Source organism: Pseudoalteromonas sp. BSi20652 (assembly GCF_000239855.1).
Lineage (GTDB): Bacteria > Pseudomonadota > Gammaproteobacteria > Enterobacterales > Alteromonadaceae > Pseudoalteromonas.
Map to the genome: position 1 here is coordinate 1 of NZ_BADT01000103.1, position 14,107 is coordinate 14,107.

The window sequence follows — 14,107 nt, forward strand, 5'->3', positions numbered from 1 at the left end:
GTTACACTAGAGTTATTAGGCTCAGCATCTTCATAGTCAGATACACCATCGTTATCAGAGTCGCTAAGTGTAGGGTTAGTTCCTAAGGTTATTTCTTGACTATCGGTTAAACCATCCCCATCAGTATCAGAGGATCTAGGGTTGGTCCCTAAAGTCATCTCCTCAAGGTTTGTTAAACCGTCATTATCATAATCGTAACCCGCGTCATTTGCGTTTAACGGATCAAGGCCATTTTCAAGCTCGTATTCATCACTCATTCCGTCGTTATCGTCATCTTCGTCAATGGCATCTCTAATGCCATCACCGTCGGTGTCTTCTAAACCCGAAGGTGTACCGTAATACTCAAAACCTAAGCTTGTTAAGGTATCTAACTGAGCAATATCAATTAAAGGAATTCCGTTAATCCCTATTCTTAAATAATTCCCCGTAAAGTCAAATAATGGCGACAGATCTTCAACCTGCGTATCTGCAATATCAATGTTTAAGCTACCTGAGCTGAAATCTATTAAACTTAAATCTGAAAAGGATGTACTTCTTACATAAAGGTTATATAAGTTTGTAAAATCACTGATTGGCTCCCAATTAGATATTTGAGTTTCAGCAACATCCAAGGTCCGAAGTGGCGCACCTTCTAGTAACGATAAGTCATTAAAACTTGTCCGTCTTACATTAAATTGATCAAGTAATTTATACTCGCTAACACTGCTCCAATCAGTAATTTGCGTATAAGACAAATCTAAATACATTAAGTTACGACCACTTATTAAGCTCAAATCAGTGAAGTTTGAATTACCTAAACGTAATCCCTCAAGCCTAGTTAGTGAGCTTAAAAATGACCAGTCATCTGCATTAACACCCCATAAGTACAAACGGTTTAACTGCTCTAGTGAGCTTAGTAGCGGTAAGTTTGTAATCTCAGTATCCGACCCATCAAAAAACCTAACTGATGCATTAATTAAAGATGCATCGGTAAAGTTAGTACCCTGAACCGATAGGTTTGTTAGCTCAATATTAATTAAATCTTGCCAGTCACCTACTGTAGTTTGATACAATTCAAAAATAGATAAGTTTGATAGCAAAGTTAAAGATGACAAGTCAGAAAAAACAGAATGTCGAATATCAATATTTTCTATACGTGCTTTATTAGCCAGTAAATTAAGGTCGTCATCTGTTAATTTTGTACCCCTAAACGTGGTTAAATACTCAAGTTCTTCTAAAGTCTCCCAGCTTATAACTTCCATATATGGCAAACTTAACTCTCTTAAAAACTTAAAGTTACCTAAGTCAGTAATATTAGGAAGCGCCGTATCACTTTGTGCCCAACAACTAAAATAAATTACATCATATACCGATTGTTCTAATGAATAACTGTTCGTAATACACTGCTTAATTATTTCACTTTCAAAGTCAATTTCGCCAATTTTTTAACCAGTGTAGCTATATTAGGATTATTAGGTTCAGCGTCTTCATAATCAGATACGCCATCACCGTCAGTGTCGCTTAGTAGTGGGTTTAAACCTAAAGCAACCTCATGCCCATCCATTAAACCATCATTATCTGAATCATGATCATAAATAAATGTGCCTGCAGCATATTCTTCGGCGTTTGTTAAACCGTCATTATCAAAGTCTTGGTTTGCATCAGCTACAAAAGGGTCAGTGCCTAAAAGCTCTTCTATTAAGTCAATTAAGCCATCGCCATCTGTGTCAGGAAACTCAGAAAACAACTTACGAACATAAAAATCGCGCCTGTTGTAGCTAAATAATGTGTCGCCGCTTGTAAATAATTGTTCTATGCTATTAAAACGTTGAGGGGTTATTTCGCGACTAACATTGCCATTTTCAGTCTTAATTAATTGCGAGTAATTAACGTAATTATAAGTAGTATTTTGAAAATAAAATGAATCTACGTTGTAAATATCACCAACTGAATCGAGCGTCAAATCTCCCAATAGCTGAACAACGGTATCGTAAACTAAAGCTTGGTATTGCCCGTTTTCATCATAGGTCGTTAGCAGTAACTCCGAGTCGCTCAAAGAGTGTAACTCTGCGTATTGTACAAATGTGTCTAAAACTACCCACGTAGTTAAATCATCTGACGAAATTAAGCTTCTTGTTCCGTCTGAAAGAAAGCTCATCGCATAATAAGCACCATTAACGTAATACATATCCTCTATTTGGCTTACAAATAAATCTTCGTTATCAAGGTTAACTTCGAACGGTTCAAGACTTTCTAAATTAGTACCTAAATACAATCCGTTATAACTTTCTAAAAGTATTTCACCATTACTTAAAGTTTTAACATCATTAATAAATAACAAATCATCTAAGCCATAACTTGTTTCTATCCAGTCATTTCCGTCAATTGAGCTTAAAAATGCTGAGTTGCCTAACAAATGGATCATACCGTCACGCACAAACAATGTTCGCGCAGTATTATTTTGTTGCTCTAGCAATACCCTAGTAGTGCCTGTTTCAATGTTATAAGCTTCTAATCTGGTAGTTGAATTATAACTAACGTCCTGCTCATATTTTAAACTTAAAATCTCACCGTTAAATACATTTACATCTGCTAAAGAAACTTCGTCTTTTAAAATTTCAACTGCTGATACATCAGCGTTAACTTTTCCGACCCTGCCATTGTATGTAATAAAATACTGCTCTTCGTTAAAACTAAAAAAATATGAAGTATTAATAAGCCCTAATACATTCTCTCCAAAAACAAGAGAACTTGCGTCAGAAGTAAGTGGTGCAACGCGGCCATTTCTATCAATTACAAAATAGTTACTGCCTTGAGATAAAAAGTTCAGTTCATCGTAATAAGGAGTGTCAAAAACAGTTATAAGTTGATTATCTGCTGATAACTTATAAACCCCAGGCCCATTGCCTTTTACTGAAATGTAAACCACATCGTTAATAGTTATAACATCATCAAACTGCACACTGCCTACGGGCAAGTTAATAACCTCATAATCTGTAAAGTTTTGTGTTTTTAAAAGGTATTTTAAATTTGAAGCGCTATTGTAGTCGTACTCTAAAACAGAAATAAAAATATTATTTTCATTAAAAATTATATCCCTAATATTATAATTTTTGTTACTAAGATCATATGATGGGAATAAGCTAAACATATCTGAAGCAACTGATTGACTAACAAAATCAACTGTTTTGAGTAATGCCAACTGATTGTTTTGGTAGCCTAAAAAATAAAAGCTGTCACCGTCACTCCATAAGCCATAGTTATAGAAAGGTAAATCAGATTTTTTCCATTCAATACCATCAAGGCTATAAACAAGTTCACCGTAATCACCTTGAAAAGCAATAGCTGTTCCTGTTGAGCTCATATAATCAAACCTATCGCTTTTTAAGCCTAGGTGACTTAAATCTAATATACTCCAACCTTTACCATCAGCAGACACTGAAACCTGATCTTCGTTAAAGGTGTATAAAGCACCATTAAATACAACAACATCGCTGTCATAGCCCATTGTCTCTTTGGGTTTTTGAATCTTTTCCCAGCCGTACTCAGTAGCATTTGTAATACTACAGAGTAAGCCTAGGAAACAAAAAACCATGATATTCAAAGCTTTCATAACCTATTCCTTAAGTTTTATAAATAAGTAATTATTGATTTAATTATTTCAATAATTAATAGCAGCTAGTTAAATCTTTAAATTAAAGCTAAAACAGACTTCAATTGAGTTTTACTAGCCATCTATATCAAATAAAAAATCATAAAATTTAAGCTAATAATTTTTCATTTCATAATTTGGTTAGTTTTACCTATAAAAGTAAAACACTCAGTCACAATAAGCCCGCCATTTAAAGTAGGCCTATGTATAAATATTTTTTATTTTTAGTTAATTAGATCACTTTTTAATTTCAGCATCCCTTTAGCTAAAAATATAAATACACATGGGTTAAAAAAGGGTTTGAAAATATAAAATAGTGAGAATGAAAAAAGCATTAAAGTAAGAGAAATTGTCTGCCAAAAGACAGTAGGATAATAGAAAGGTAAAGGCTCGCCTGGAAGGCTTGGAGATACTTTTTTAGATATACGCACTAGATAAAAGTATAAATTTATAATATTAGTTTGTTGTTTGTTCAACTCAGCACTCCATCGCTCAAAAATCAACTTCAAGTAACGTTCCATTTACATAAAAACAGTCAAATTATAGACAATTAAAAAAGATTAAACAATTAATAACCTTTATTTGTTAGCTCTTTTTGCGTACTAATTTAGCTATCTGTTTTCATAACCCTATGCAAATCTTCTCGGTGGTGAAACAATATCTTATTTGCTTTTTAGTAAGGTATAAAACCATTTTTACCACCGAGGGCACAAGGCGCTGCGCTATACAAAGAAGTAATTAATAACGCAAGCAAGCTGCGCTATACAAAGATGTAATTAATAACGCCAGCAAGCTGCGCTCTGCAGTCACTACTCTTTCACTTCTCCTTGTCTTCTCGGTGGTGAAACAATGTCTTAATCACTTCATGAGCTTTAGCCCAAAAAAATTTTACCACCAAGTGCACAAAGGCGCTGCGCTACACAAAGATGTAATTAATAACGCAAGCAAGCTGCGCTCTGCAGTCACTACTCCTTCACTACTCCTTGTCTTCTCGGTGGTGAAACAATATCTTAATCTTTAGCCCAAAAAAATTTTACCACCAAGTGCACAAGGCGCTGCGCGCTACAGGTAATAGCAACAAAAAAGCCACGGTGCTATTAACACCGTGGCTTTTATTTTATCGCTATATAACGCTATAACTTAGTGGATAGTATTACTTAGTAACCCTAAATCGCTCCCACTGTATACACTGCTTGTGCGTGCTAGCGTGGTTGCATCAACACCGTTAACTATAACGTCTGCTTGCCCATCGCTATTTACATCGTATGAGCTAACCGTTAAATCAGCAAAGTTACCTTCTAGTGTTAAACGTCCGTACTCGGTCGCGGCACGCCCGTCTTTTATCACAAGCTGGTATTTACCTGAATTAACATTAATACCCAACAGTGCCACTTCGTTTGTACCGTCGTTGTTTAAATCCCCTAACTCCATTACTTGCTCGTTTGTCCATATTGCTGGCCAGCTGTAATTCGCTATGCGGGTATTAGCTAAACGTCCGTCGTTTACACGTAGTAACAGTTTGCCGCTGCTGTTTTTACCATACAGAGCCACTTCTTTTACATCATCACCCGTTCGGTCACTTAGTAGCAATGGCTGTGCATCAGTTAGGTCGTTTGGCCAGCTAAACGTGCGTATTACGCCACGCTTGTCGTGCCCTTTTTTAACAACCCATTGGTAACGACCGTCGTCTTTACGTTGACCAAATTGACCCCAGTCAATAGTGCCGTCGCCGTCTATGTCGTCCATTTTATATAGGCTTATGTTATTCCAAAGTTTGTTCCAGTTGTACACGTCTAGCTTGTTGTTGCTATTGGCGCCATCGTAAACAAACAATTGGCCTTTATCTAAGCGCTCATGGCGTCCGTATAACGCAACCTCTGGTACAGCATCGTTGGTAATATCGCTCATAATCACTATTTGCGCATCTACCCATTGGTTTGGCCATTTAAACGTTTTGTACGTTTGTTTGGTTGCGCCATTTTTTACAAATAACTGTTTGGTGCCGTTAGTTAAGTGAATACCGGTAATGGCGTATTCTTCAACACTATCGTTGGTTAAGTCACCCACTACTTCAAACGTTACATCGCCTAACGTATTAGCCCAGTTCCATGTGCCCATGCCTTGCCCTGTGTAGCCGTTATAAACCGCTAATTGGTAACGCCCTACTGCACTGTTAAAGCCAAATAAGCCTAGCTCTTTTATGCCGTCGTTATTTCGGTCACTTAGCAATTCAATGCTCATTGAGTCTAGCGTGTAACTAAGGTCAAAGTTATTTACCACCGAAAAATCACGCCCATCTACAATACTAAATTGTGCGCTACCGCTAACTAGTGAGTATTTAAGCCAATCGGCAACACCATCGCCATTGGTGTCGCTAAAGTGCTGCATAGTCGATGGCGTATTTGGTACATCAGTTGGATCCAGTGGGTTTAAACCGTTATTAACTTCATCGCCATCAGATACACCATCGCCATCTGTATCGGCGTTATTAATGTCGGTACCAAATAATAGCTCGTCACTGTTCGATAAACCATCGTTGTCGGCATCAGCCGCTGCGTCTGTTGCATCAAGTGGGTTTAGGCCGTTATTAACTTCGTCAAAGTCAGACATACCATCAAAATCGCTATCAGCGTTGTAAATATCAGTACCTAAATCGGCCTCTTGATAGTCATTTAAACGATCACCGTCAGAATCAGGTAATTCAGACCACTCGTTGTAGCTACTTAAATCAAATAACTCCACTGAGTTCATTCGTGGTGCAATAAATACACCTCGCTCATCATCACCAATTACGCCATCATTATTTACATCATAGTCATAGGTTGAACGCTCAAATACTAATGCACGCCCATTACTGTCAACAGAAATAACATCCCACTGTCTTTCACGTTCAACCCACTCGTCAACATACGACATAGTGATACGATCGCCATTAACTGTATACGTCCACTCTTGCCCCATGTATAAACTTGAAGCGCCTGTGTCATAGTCGACTTCGCCACCTAATCCGCGACGTAAAGTACCATCAGCCCTAAAATGATAACCCCAAACACCTTCAATATTGAGGGTGTTTTCGCTCCAGTTACTCGTTATGTAAGCATTAATATTTGCTAACTGCATTTGAGGTAATTGCGTTGCTAAATTAGAGGTTAATTGAGTATATGTATTATCAAACTTGGCAAGCGGAGCTATGTACACCTCAGTCAAACCATCAGCTTGATAAACCTCGTAATACCCTAAAAGTTTATTACCTACTTGTTTGTATGGCATTACTTCAATACGCTCAGCAGAGTTTGTAATTACAAGTTTACCCTCGTCAACAGCCCATTGATATTGACCGCCAAAATGCCCCGACTCAGCAAACCCATTACTATTGAGCGTCAACATATCTGCATATATACCATTAATACTATCTAGGCCTCTTGTAGGCCCATAGGCCACTGTAAGAGGTAAAAACACAGTCCACTTACCTTGCAATTGAGCACTACTCATCCCTGAAAATAAATTATCTGGGTTTATTTCCCAATCACGAATTGATTCATCTATATATTCGTATATTGGCAGCTCACCTTCATAGTTCCATTCACTAGGTAATACTAAAGTGACTTGATTAGTTGTCGATACAACAACTTCTTGTAGGCCATTGTCCTCACCATAAGGAGTGATAACTGTTTTTACTCGCGCATCTAAATGCTCAAACTGCATACCGTAAGGGATTTCATTACTATCGGCTTTACTTATTAGCCAATCAGCAACCTCAGCGCCAAAGTTATCTCTTATTCCATCAAATGGATAATCATGATAATCAAAAGAAGTATTAGTAATATTTTGATTAGTTAGATTGATCTGGCCATTTATCACTTCCCATGTAAATGAGCTGGATCTATAAGTATCTAACCAACTATTACCGATATTACCTGTTGTATTATCGTCAAATTTAAGTGCCATACCTGAATGCGCTAACCACCCCGATTGAGCAGTGTCACTTAATGCAACTCTCTGACCTAGAAGATCAACTTTCGCAAACTGAAGTGTTGTTGAGCCAGGTATAGAATCAGCATTTAATGCATCACTACCTTGAGCCAATTCAAAACCATCAGTAAAACCATCACCATCAGAATCTAATAACAACGGATTTAACCCCATTGCAACTTCTTCAGCGTCACTTAAACCATCTTTATCAGAATCATCAGAAAACTTATTTGTGCCTAAATCATCTTCTTGATAATCATTTAAACCGTCATAATCTTGGTCGGGTAGTGCATTCCACGCACTTTCCCACTGGCTTAAATCTATGGTTTCAAGCGTGTTGACTCTAGGAGCAATAAAAACACCTCGTTCATCATCACTAATAACACCATCATCATTTATATCTAAATCAAAGCGGGAGCGCTCATAAACCAATGCACGCCCATTAGCATCAACAGACACTACATCCCACGTTCTTTCGCGCTCAGATGAGTCATTACTGAAACTCATAATGATACGGTTACCATTTAAGGTATATGTCCATTCTTGGCCCATATTTATGCTCGGCGTTTCACTTTCGTAATCGTAATTACCACTAATGCCACGGCGTAATGTCCCGTCATCGCGAAATTGATAACCAAAAATGCTATCAATGTATAACTGCTCGCCATCCCACTGCTGTGGAATGTGTGCATTAATCCCCGCAAATTGAATTTGTGGTAATGCAGTCACTAAATTATTAGTAAGTTGTGTAAATGAATTATCAAATTTAGCAAGCGGCGCAACATATACCTTACTAAGCTCACCACCATTAAATACTTGATAATAAGCTAAATAAGTTTTTTCCACTTGCTTAAATGGCGTCACTATAATGTCTTCGTTATCAGAACTTAACGTTAATATTCCGTTTGAATCCGACCAATTAAACACCTTACCAGAATTTACAGTGCTTACACCGCCACCACTTTGCAAAGCTAACGTATCAGCATAAACCCCGGCTTGCGTACCTAAACCGCGAGCAGCACCAAAGCTTACATCGTAGTCTAAAAATACCAACCATTTACCCTGTATATCATTACTAGATGCACTAAGCGTGCTTGTTAAACTGCTCTCCCATTGCACTACTTCTTCGGTAATAGTTTCATTACTATTTACGCTACCCGTATAACCCCATGCTTGAGGAATAATTAAAGAGGTGTTAGCTTTTAAAACAGAAATTACATTAAGCTCATCGTTAGTTTGCGAATGCTTAATTAACTTACGCTCAATCACTTCGTAATTTTGTTCTAAAAATTGATCATAAGAAAGAGCACCCGCGTCAACTTGTTCTCTAAGCCACTGTGCAACGTCATAACCAAAGCGCTGTTCAATATCAGTAAACGGGTAATAGTAATAATCACTGCTTAAAATCGCATTGCTACCACCATTTATAGTAATAACACCATTTTCGATTTGCCAGTTTGCTTTGCTTGCACGGTAAGAACTAAGCCATTGCTCACCCAATGTAGCTTCGCCATTACTATTAAAATCAATAGCTAACCCTGACTTTTGAATCCAGCCGTCTTTAACGTTACTTAATAAAGCAACCTGCTGATTACTCACATCAGAATCAACAAAGCTTAAAGAGTTTGAGCCCGGAGTTGAACTCGCCAAAAGAGGATCGCTACCTTGCTCTAATTCAAAGCTATCGGTAAAACCATCATTATCGCTATCTTGATCAAGAGGGTTTGTACCGTTTAATAGCTCATCCCCATCACTTAAACCATCAAAATCCGAATCAGCATTATTTGTATCAGTGCCTAAGTCTTCTTCTTGAATATCTTTTAAGCCATCATTATCTGAGTCTGGTAAATAATTCCATGCATCAAAAGTACTTAAATCTGTTTTAATAAATGAATTTAAACGAGGAGGTATAAACGGCTGCATTTCATCATCAGTCACTGCACCATCAAAGTTATCGTCATAGCCTATATAAGAGTATTCAAACATTAAAGCCGTACTATTACTGTCAACCGAGAGTACTTCCCAGTGACGCTCACGCCTATAATCACTTGTTGTAAATGAAGCAACAACCTCATTACCGTTAATCACATAATCCCATTTTTGCCCTAATATAAGTGTATTGCTTTGCTCATAATCAGACGAGATGCCACGATGAAAAGTGCCATCATCTAAAAATTTGTAACCAAATAAGTTATCAAAACTAATGGTAAGACCCTGCTCTTGCTGATTATATAAGTTAATACCAGCCGCCCAAATGTAAGGAAACTCTGTTACTAAATTAGCTGTTAACTGGTTGTATGACTCATCAAATTTCGCTATTTGGGTATTAAACACACTAACAAGCTGATTATTTTTATATTGCTTAACGCTTGCTAAATACCCCTTTTCAACATTTATAAAAGGTGTAACGTCAAATCGAGTATCATCGTTAGTTAAACTAAATACACCATTTTGAGCCGTCCACGTAAATTCACTCTCTGAAAACACATCAGAAACAGAACCATCTGCATTTAAAGTAAAACGGTCGCTATAAATACCAAATATAGTTTGGTCACTAAAAGCCTCTGGCGTACTCGAAAACAAACCAAATAACCATTTACCCGCTAATTGTGTTTGAGTTTGCTGATTTAAAAGACTGTTTTTAACAGCATACAATTTACTGTCGTTATCAAAAGATTCGCTACTATCTATTATACTTACAGGCCAATCCCAAGCCTGTGGAACCTGTAGTTGAGTGTAGTCAGAGCCAAAAAGCCTTATATCAACGTGGTCGCCATCTGTGGCTAGCTTACTAATATTGGCATCAAAAAAGACGCTTTCTTCAAACTCTAGGTAGTAACTTAATTCACCGGCCTCAGCCTTTGCATTTAAATGGTCAGCCAGATCTTGGCCATATTTACTCGCAATAATCTCAAATGGCTGATAATCAACTTGGATTTCTGTTCGAGGTTGAGAAACAAGATTTAAAACACCGTTATTAACAGACCAGTTAAAGCCCTCTTCATAAAAAAAGAAGACCCTTCAAAGCCTGCTATACCGGTATTATCAGCATTAAAATGCATCGCTGTACCAAAATATGGCAACGCAGATTCATTACCGTTATCAATAATAGTAAATTGATTATTAGTTATTTCAGCAACAGTAAACTCAATGTTTTCTGCTAACACATTCTTTTTATAAGAGCTGTTAGCTACTGTTAAATTTGATGATTTTTCTTTAATCGTATTTGTATATGAAGAAAAGCGTTTAGCTTTTTTATACCCATCCTTAGGTACTTTAAATTTTTGATAGTCGAGTAAAGGTTGAGTTGCAGTATCGTAAGACAAAGCAGAATAAGTTGGTGCAATTAAAAGCGCACTAATTGCTAAGCTAGCAATTTTCATAACTAATTCCTTTTAATTTTGGTTAATATAATAAACGAAGCAATTGTAATACAATTTACAAAAAATAAACAATATTTACCCAAATGTTATCTTAAAAAGTAAAAAACAAGTAAATACCCCCTACTTTTAACTAGGGCGTGTTGATCTTTGTGGATTGAAATTTATTTGATCTAGAGGCGATTTAATCGCAGCGCAATGTGTGTAATCTAGTAGGCTCGATGGTTATAGTAACTTATTTATTTTATAATTTTTAAATTAAAAATAACTTTACCACCGAGAGCACAAAGGCACTGCGCGATACACAAAGAAGTAATTAGTAACGCAAGCAGGCTAACGTTTACAGTCACTACTCCTTTACTTCTCCTTGTCTTCTCGGTGGTGATAATACTCACTTATTTGCTTTGTTAGTATCGGAGTTTCTATGTTGCTAAGCAGAGCCCAACATTGCTTGGTAATCCTTCACTTTTTTATTAATTACCTTGCCATTAGGACGGGCTTTTTGAGCTAACAGCATTAACTGCAATGCTTTTTTTAAGTCGGTACTTTCAAGCTTTACAGCTTCATCGCGAATAAAATCAATGTTAAGCGGATCAGTTAAATCACTATCTTTAATATTATGTATATCTAAACGCAGTGCTTTTTGGGGTTGTTTGTTCTTTATATTAAAAAACGAAAATAAATGGTTAGCTATACTTTCTAAGCGCTTTTCGTCAAGCGCTTGTAATTTATTAAATAATAGTTGTTACTCTTACTAAAGCAGCCTTAATAAAAATTAAAAGCCAGTCTTTTTTTAAGTAACTTAAATCCTATTTTTAATATTAAAACAGGTAACTTAATCACTACCAAACAAATCGCGCGTATAAACCTTTTCTGCAATGTCATTTAGCTCTTCAACCATACGGTTAGATACAACAACATCAGATATTTGCTTAAATTCATTTAGGTCTTTAATTACGCGAGAGTGATAAAATTCGCTTTCCTCAAGCACAGGTTCAAATACAACAACCTCAATCCCCTTAGCTTTAATGCGCTTCATAATACCTTGAATAGCAGAAGCTCTAAAGTTATCAGAGCCCGTTTTCATAACTAAACGGTACACACCCACAATTTTAGGACTACGTTTGATGATTGACTCAGCAATAAAATCTTTACGTGTTGTATTAGCATCTACAATAGCGCCAATGATGTTATTTGGCACATCTTGGTAATTAGCACGTAACTGCTTAGTATCTTTAGGTAGGCAGTAACCACCATAACCAAACGACGGGTTGTTATAATGATTACCAATGCGCGGATCTAAGCCTACACCTTGTATAATTTGCTTAGAATTTAAACCATGCGCTTCAGCGTAGCTATCAAGCTCATTAAAGTACGCTACACGCATTGCTAAGTAAGTATTAGAAAACAACTTAATAGCTTCGGCTTCAGTTGAGTCAGTAAACAACACTTCCACATCTTGTTTTATAGCGCCCTGTTTAAGTAAGTTAGCAAATATCGTTGCACGCTCACTTTGTTCACCCACAACGATACGTGACGGATGTAAGTTATCGTATAAAGCCTTGCCTTCACGTAAAAACTCAGGTGAAAATATTAAGTTTTCAGCATTAAGTTGCTTTTTAATATCAGCAGTAAAACCAACAGGTATAGTTGACTTAATAACCATAACAGCTTTAGGGTTATGATCCATTGCATCTTTAATTACCGCTTCTACAGAGCTAGTATTAAAGTAATTATTTTCTACATCATAATCTGTAGGCGTCGCAATAATCACATAATCTGCATTTTCATAAGCAGCTACTTTATCGGTAGTCGCTTTAAAATTTAAATCATCACGTGTTAAAAATTCACTAATTTCAGTATCTACGATTGGTGATTTTTTATCATTTAAAAGCGCTATTTTTTGCTCATCAATATCAAGTGCAACCACTTCATTATGTTGCGATAAAAGCATAGCATTAGAAAGGCCTACATAGCCCGTACCTACCACGGCAATTTTCATGTTATTCTCTAAAAATTAATTTCATTTTAAGCTGTAAGCTAAGGGAGTAAGACTATAGCCTTCAGCCCTAACTACAACGTAATTCATATGCATCATAAATAGTCAGAATTATTACAGCTTTCAGTTCATATACTTGGCAATTAAATTAGTATAGTTATCTAACTTTAATTGAAGTTCTTCTGAATCAAAATGTAACACATATCGTTCTTTGCTTGGCTCATAATGAAATTCCGTTGCAGTTAAAATCCCTACTAACCTGAGTGGTTTATTTACCAACCCTTTGGTTGTTTGTTTCGACGGAGTTATAGGTGTAGATTCTTTTTCATTAGATATTTTAATAGATACAAACTCTTTAGAGTACATCTTTAAACGAAAAGAGTCATGAAAAACGCCTTTATTGTCAATGATATGATAATTACATTCATTTATTTCAAATCTATTAAATTCATTTGAAACATACTCTAATGACAATAAAGCACCTGTAAACCTGAATCGCAATTCACAATCACTTATTTCGTAGTAACTTCTCTTTAAAAGAGAATTTTCAAATACTCCGGTAAACTTATCTGGTTGAATAAAATTAAAACCGGAAAAATAAGCACCTTTAGGTTTAGGGATATTTATAAGGTTATTGAGGGCTACACCTAACCATTCACCAAATATATATGAAGCTAAAAGATTAATATGTTGAGGATCATCGAATAGCTTATCGTTTAAGTAACTCTCTTTAAAATCAATAAATGCTATTTTTAAGTCAGCAGCAAGGTTTCTGGCTAACTCTTTATGGACAATAAACCTTTGCTCTGTAGATTTATGAGGAAAAGATATAATTACAACATGAATATCTAATGAGGATAGAAATTCATAAAACTTTTCTAAGTAATAATCATACCTATAGCTTGATATAAACCCCGGGTTTGATAAATGATCTATCAATAATATCTCATTCTTTTCGATGAGATCCATATTTCTCAATATATTGGCTATATGCATATAAAAGGGAGCTCGCCCTAAGCTTAAGTTAGTTACGGAATGCTGAGTCGAGAGTGCTTTTAGGTAACCATTTCTACCAAGGATAGAGTTCGATGTTCCAATAGTAAGTATATTCATTTTTATTAAGTT

Annotated in this window: 5 protein-coding genes and 1 pseudogene; all 6 read right to left on the reverse strand. The window is 36.2% G+C overall.

The genetic code is table 11. The annotated features are described in order from the left end of the window. Positions 1 to 1,241 (reverse strand): annotated as a pseudogene (locus P20652_RS18065) (hypothetical protein); the annotation flags it as partial. A gap of 149 nt (positions 1,242 to 1,390) precedes the next feature. After that, positions 1,391 to 3,592, reverse strand: a complete 2,202-nt coding sequence (locus tag P20652_RS09465) for a hypothetical protein (protein ID WP_033017462.1) — start codon at positions 3,590 to 3,592, stop codon at positions 1,391 to 1,393. A gap of 1,179 nt (positions 3,593 to 4,771) precedes the next feature. Then, positions 4,772 to 10,258, reverse strand: coding sequence for a thrombospondin type 3 repeat-containing protein (locus tag P20652_RS09460; RefSeq protein ID WP_008168694.1), 5,487 nt, complete (start codon positions 10,256 to 10,258; stop codon positions 4,772 to 4,774). 308 nt (positions 10,259 to 10,566) lie between these two features. Continuing rightward, positions 10,567 to 10,986 (reverse strand): hypothetical protein, encoded by a 420-nt coding sequence (locus tag P20652_RS09455; protein WP_008168695.1) that lies wholly within the window; start codon positions 10,984 to 10,986, stop codon positions 10,567 to 10,569. Between the two features lie 832 nt (positions 10,987 to 11,818). Beyond that, positions 11,819 to 12,985, reverse strand: a complete 1,167-nt coding sequence (locus P20652_RS09450; protein ID WP_008168697.1) for a nucleotide sugar dehydrogenase — start codon at positions 12,983 to 12,985, stop codon at positions 11,819 to 11,821. 120 nt (positions 12,986 to 13,105) lie between these two features. Continuing rightward, on the reverse strand, positions 13,106 to 13,951 hold the full coding sequence (locus tag P20652_RS09445; RefSeq protein WP_139048212.1) for a hypothetical protein: 846 nt from the start codon (positions 13,949 to 13,951) through the stop codon (positions 13,106 to 13,108). Positions 13,952 to 14,107: the final 156 nt, after the last annotated feature.

Coding starts and splice junctions, on each gene's coding strand:
- P20652_RS09465 (WP_033017462.1), bottom strand. CDS start 3,592: ATGAAAGCTTTGAATATCATGGTTTTTTGTTTCCTAGGCTTACTCTGT.
- P20652_RS09455 (WP_008168695.1), bottom strand. CDS start 10,986: ATGAAAATTGCTAGCTTAGCAATTAGTGCGCTTTTAATTGCACCAACT.
- P20652_RS09450 (WP_008168697.1), bottom strand. CDS start 12,985: ATGAAAATTGCCGTGGTAGGTACGGGCTATGTAGGCCTTTCTAATGCT.
- P20652_RS09445 (WP_139048212.1), bottom strand. CDS start 13,951: ATGGATCTCATCGAAAAGAATGAGATATTATTGATAGATCATTTATCA.